This is a genomic window from Candidatus Thermoplasmatota archaeon, assembly GCA_030018475.1.
Taxonomy (GTDB): domain Archaea; phylum Thermoplasmatota; class JASEFT01; order JASEFT01; family JASEFT01; genus JASEFT01.
The window spans coordinates 1-5,427 of the sequence record JASEFT010000028.1; the positions used below are offsets into that span (position 1 = coordinate 1).

Below are 5,427 nucleotides of genomic sequence, written 5' to 3' on the forward strand. Positions count from 1 at the left end.
TGCTACGCAAGCGCCGCAGCCTTTGCATACTACCTCGTTAACTTTGGCTATACCTTCAACGAGTTGGATTGCATCGTAAGGGCATATAGCAATACAAATTCCGCAGCCTGAGCATCTGTTTTTATCAACAGTGCTTACAATACCTTCAGCTCTGACAAATCCTTTCAGCATAGGTATGCCTGCCCTTGCAGCGCTGCCGTAAGCTTGGGCAGTGCAGTCAGCTAGATTTTTAGGGTACTGCGCACTACCGCATAAATAAATACCGTCGGTATTAAAATCGAGAGGTCTTAGTTTGGCATGCGCTTCTTGCCAGAAATCGCCAGCGCCTGTAGGGAGTTTTAATATTTTTTTGAGCTCTTCTACATCTCTACTACCCTCAAGCAGTGGTGTGAGTACTAACAGGTCAGTAGCAATTTCTAAATCTTCATTTAGCAGTAAATCTTTAACTCTAACTTTGATTAAGTTATTTTCTATTTCAACCTCAGGCTCCCTGTCATATCTTATAAGGAAAGGTCTTACATTCTTAAGCACATCTGCAAAATATTCTTCTTCTTGTTTGCCAAATATTCGCATGTCTTTGTAAAGAATGAAAATATTCGCGGTTGGTATTCTCTCTTTTATAAGCTTTGCATTCTTTATGCTATTGCCGCAACCTATTCTGCAGCAGTAAGGTCTTTGCTCATCCATTCCTACGCAGTTTATTATTACTACATTTGTAAAATTATTGCCAAGCTTGCCTTCCTTGAGCTTAGTCTCAAGCTCTAACTGAGTAATAATATTAGGATGCTTTCCATAATAATTTGAGTTTCCTAAGACTATTTCCTCGCAGCCAGTAGCTAAAACTATAGTGCCTACTTGCGAAATTTTCTCTTCTCTTCTAGCACTGCCATTACAAGTTAGCTTAACATCAAAATTACCCACATAGCCGGTAACAGCTGATATTTTGGCATTCTTAAATATCTCAATATTTTTAGTTTTTTTAAGTTGCTTCAATAATTTCTCTAATACTTTAGAAGCCTCTAGGTCTGAAGGAAAAAGTTTGTAGAGCGAATTGAGCTTTCCACCTAGCTTCTCAGCTTTCTCTACAAGGGCTACTTCAATTCCGAATTGAGCTAAAGCTATAGCAGAGTTGATACCTGCAATACCTCCGCCAACTACAAGCGCCTTCTTAGGTACTGGCAGTTCGTATTCTTTTAAAGGCTCTAGCAACGAAACTTTACTAACTGCCATTCTAACAAGAGCTTTGGCTTTTTCAGTTGCGCTATTACGCTCCTGTGAATGAACCCAAGAGCATTGGTTGCGAATATTTGCAAACTCAAGTAAATATTTATTGAGACCCACCTCTTGGATTGTATCTTGGAACAGCGGCGCATGCGTTATTGGTGAGCATGCAGCTATAACCACACGATTTAATTTGTGCTCTTCAATGCTTTCTTTGAGCCTTCTAAGAGCATCTTCAGAGCATGCGAAAAGCTCTACAGCTATATGAGCAACATATGGCAGTTGCTCTGCATATTTTGCTACCTCCTCCACATCAAGATAGCCAGCTATATTCTTACCGCATTTACAAACCCAGACACCGACTCTAGGAGACTCGTAGGGAATAGCAGTTTCTGGAGGTGAACTTTTTTTTAATGCCCTTTTTTTAATTCCTGATGACGCTTTTGCAGCAGCTGCACTAGCTTGCGCTACAGTATCTGGTATGTCTTTTGGAGCTTGCGCGCAGCCTGCCAAATAAATACCTTCTTTTGTGCTCGCTATAGGGTCTAGCAAAAGATCTTTTTGCTTAAAGAACATGTTTTCATCTAGCTCTATACCTAAAATGTCAGCAAGTTTTTTGTTCTCAATGCTAGACGCTATTGCAGAGCATAGTACTAAAAGCTCAACTTCTAACTCCTCTACTCTGTCTGTGTAAGTATCTTTGTATCTAATGCAAATATTTTTATTACGAATTTCGTAAATAGAAGAAGGTCTTCCTCTAATATATTTAATACCCATTTCCTGCGCTTTATTATAATATTGCTGAAAATCTTTTCCATAAGCTCTCAAATCCATATAAAAAATGTATATTTCTGTAGCTGGGTCAGCATCTTTAGATATAGAAGCTTCTTTAGTTGCGTACATGCAACAGACTCTTGAGCAATAAGGGTAGCCTAGTTGCTCAGACCTAGAGCCTACGCACTGAATAAAAGCTATTTTATTTGGTTTTCTTAAGTCACTAGGCCTTAAAATTTTGCCTCCAGTAGGGCCGCTTGCAGATAGTAATCTTTCATATTCTAAAGAACTAACTACGTTTTCAAATTTGCCGTAGCCATATTCTTTCCTTATTCTAGGGTCGAGCAGCTCGAACCCAGTAGCTAAAATAACAGCTCCCACTTGCAGCTCTATAATCTCTTCTTTTGCATCGAAATCAATAGAATTAGATTCGCAAGCATCAACACAATGCTTGCATTTTATTATGCCTCCTTTATTCAAACAATTTTCTAGATCTATAATATAAGTTGAAGGTACTGACTGCGGAAAAGGCGTGTAGATAGCTTTTCTAGAGCCTAATCCAGCATCAAACTCGTTTGGTAGAATTACAGGACATACCAGAGAGCATTCTCCGCAAGCAACGCAATCATCTTTTATATATCGCGGCATTAGCTTAACTTTAACTTTAAAATTACCTTTCTTACCCTCCACACTCACAACTTCTGAGTTTGTAAGCAGAGTAATATTTCCATGCCTCCCTAAAGCTACTAGTTTAGGCGCTAAAATACACATAGAGCAATCGTTGGTAGGAAATGTTTTGTCTAGTTTAGCCATATTTCCACCTATGCTAGGCCTTTTATCAACCAAATAAACTTTAATGCCCTGGTCTGCAAGGTCTAATGCGCTTTGCACTCCTGCAATTCCGCCACCTATTACTAATACAGATTGTTGCATGCGCATCTTTAAGTCTCCTTAGCTATACTCCAGATAGCGAGCTCAGGGCATATAGCCTGGCAGTAAGAGCAGTTAATACATTTATCAGGCTTTTCTACTATGGGGTAGTGATAGCCAAGCTCGTTAAAATCTTCAGATTCTTTTAAAACCTCAGCAGGACACAACTTAATACAGAAATTGCAGCCTTTGCATCTATCTTTTAGAATTTTAACTTCTCCACTTGGTATTTTCCATCTCTCTAGGTCTAAAGGCTTGCGCCAGAACTTCGTCGCTATTTCCATTTTCTTTTTGTTCGCAACATCAGTATAGAGTTTGATAAAGATATTATTTTTGATTGCAGTACAATTTGCAAACTTTTGTTGAAATTAGGCAACGGCTCTTGTAATAAGCGATTTAGTAAATACTACACCAGATATTTTCCTTACTTTCGGCATCAAATAGTTTAGAAATACATTTACATTTTCTACGCCTACTTTTACTATGATATCATATTTACCAAACACCATATAAGCTTCTATAATCTCTTGTAATTTCGATATTTCGTTATAAGCGTTTGCGTCTCTAGGCGGTTGTGTGTTCACAAGCAAAAACTCAGTGTTTTTACCAACAGTAGCTTTAGGAAATTTCAAATGCTCCGAAAATTTTTCTATCACAGGCAGTGTATCTGTAAAAGTAACGCCTGAAATTTTCCTTATTTTACTTACTACAACCTCACTAATACTGTCAATATCATCAGCTACTATTTTTACAAGTATATTATATTCTCCGGCGGTTCCGTAAACGTCCACTATTTCAGATACTCTCTGCAATTCTTTATATACCATATTATCATATTCAGGTGTTGTTGCTATCAATACATATCCTATTGCCATATTTTCTCCTAGTGAGCTACATTGCATACTACACAGATAAATATTACCAATTAAATTAAATAGCCTGTAAGAGAATATGTTTACAAATGCCTAAACTAAGAACTTTTGCTTATCGTAGAGTTCCTACCGCTAAAGGACTTGAAGCTATAGAGAAAGATAAGATAGAGCCTTACGATGTAGATTTATACGCTAATTTTAACACAGGCGTTTTAGAGCAGTATTTAGATGAGAAGTATAGGGCAACGAGCTTTTTAAGAAGGCAATGGATTTGGAAGACAGTTTTACTTGGAGTTGTTGTGGGCGGAGTGTTCACAGTAATTAATCAGTATGTTGGCCTTAAAATAGGAATGATTGTTGGCGGTAACTGGTATTTAGTTTATATTTTAGGACTTGCACTAAAGTGGCGACCTGAAGAAATAAATATTTCTGCCGGCTGTAGTACAGGCGCTAGCGCTACATGCACTGGTTTTGTCTTTACATATCCTGCAATTTTCTTACTAGCTTATCATGGAGATTATCTGGGTAGAGGCGGTGCTAGGCTGATTGGCGAAACTGTAATACCAGCAGCTTCTTTAGCTATAATTGCAACTATTATTGGAGGAATGCTCGGAGTGCTCTATTTCACTATCTTCAGGCGTATATGGCTGATTGAAGATCCTCTTCCTGTGCCTGGCTTTGAAGGCACTATTAAAATGATGGACATGGCTTACGATATATCCAAGGGCGCTGTAGAGAAGGCACTTAGAACTTTGAAATTATTTGCTGCTTGGTTCTGCGCTAGCTTTGCATTCGCATTCATACGTGATTTCCCTACAATCTTGCATGAAGGGCAGCGAATACCTATCTTCGATAGAATTTTATTAGGAAGTAAATGGTATCGTGCTGGCGATATAATCCAGCCTTACGAAACCGATGTTTACACCTACACTCATCTAGGCTTATCACTTTCGCCAATGATGTTCGCCTCAGGCTGGTTTATGAGATTTAGAAGCGCCTTTATAGTATTTGGGGGCTCAGGTTTCGCATGGTTTGTTGTAGTGCCTTTGGCTCTGATTTTCAAATATCCTTTTTACTATCCCGGCAGCGAAGCAATGGGTATTGAGGAAGGGTTTTATTCGCTACTAAACGTTGCACCATTTTTCGGCAAGCCTTCAGGTGCTATAATGGCTCACATGCAAGTTGCAATCCCAATAGGGATAGGTATAATTTTAGGAGGAGGTATTACTGCAATCATTAAAATGTCGCATTTATTCAAAAGTTTTACAAAAGACATTCTCAAGCTTAAAGGCGGTGAAAGAAAAGATTTTATCGCAGGTAGAGGCTGGTACGAATGGCCTTACTCACATATTCCTTTACTTATGATGGTTACTTTACTAGGAACTAGTATTTTGTTTATTGCTTACGGCTACCCAGTATCACAATCTTTCAGTCTTGGCGTTGTGATGGTAGTAGTTACTCTTTTCATTTCTGCAATTGCAGTCAAGACAATGGGTGAAATAAGGTCAACGCCTGTCTCTGCATGCTCTTTCATTACTTTAATGCTACTTGTAGGCATATTTTACGTTTTAGGAACTGATGTACAAACTCTTTTGGTAATGGCTTTGGTGGGCACTGCTGTTTTCGGTAG

Annotated in this window: 4 protein-coding genes; 1 reads left to right on the forward strand and 3 read right to left on the reverse strand. The window is 38.6% G+C overall.

The window, feature by feature from the left end:
* The 3 genes from QMD21_04805 to QMD21_04815 all read right to left on the reverse strand — a co-directional run.
* A partial coding sequence (locus QMD21_04805; GenBank protein MDI6856084.1) for an FAD-dependent oxidoreductase occupies positions 1-2,934 on the reverse strand: 2,934 nt, incomplete at its 3' end.
* A 2-nt stretch (positions 2,935-2,936) separates the two neighbouring features.
* Positions 2,937-3,209 (reverse strand): 4Fe-4S binding protein, encoded by a 273-nt coding sequence (locus QMD21_04810; GenBank protein MDI6856085.1) that lies wholly within the window; start codon positions 3,207-3,209, stop codon positions 2,937-2,939.
* 84 nt (positions 3,210-3,293) lie between these two features.
* Positions 3,294-3,800: an Lrp/AsnC ligand binding domain-containing protein gene (locus QMD21_04815; protein ID MDI6856086.1), complete on the reverse strand. Its 507-nt coding sequence runs from the start codon at positions 3,798-3,800 to the stop codon at positions 3,294-3,296.
* A gap of 86 nt (positions 3,801-3,886) precedes the next feature.
* Between QMD21_04815 and QMD21_04820 the strand changes: the two genes are divergently transcribed.
* Positions 3,887-5,427: OPT/YSL family transporter (locus QMD21_04820; protein ID MDI6856087.1), on the forward strand; the 1,541-nt coding region annotated here is incomplete at its 3' end.

Bases quoted from the DNA above. Each gene is read 5' to 3' on its own strand.
- QMD21_04810 (MDI6856085.1), bottom strand. From the start codon at position 3,209: ATGGAAATAGCGACGAAGTTCTGGCGCAAGCCTTTAGACCTAGAGAGA.
- QMD21_04815 (MDI6856086.1), bottom strand. From the start codon at position 3,800: ATGGCAATAGGATATGTATTGATAGCAACAACACCTGAATATGATAAT.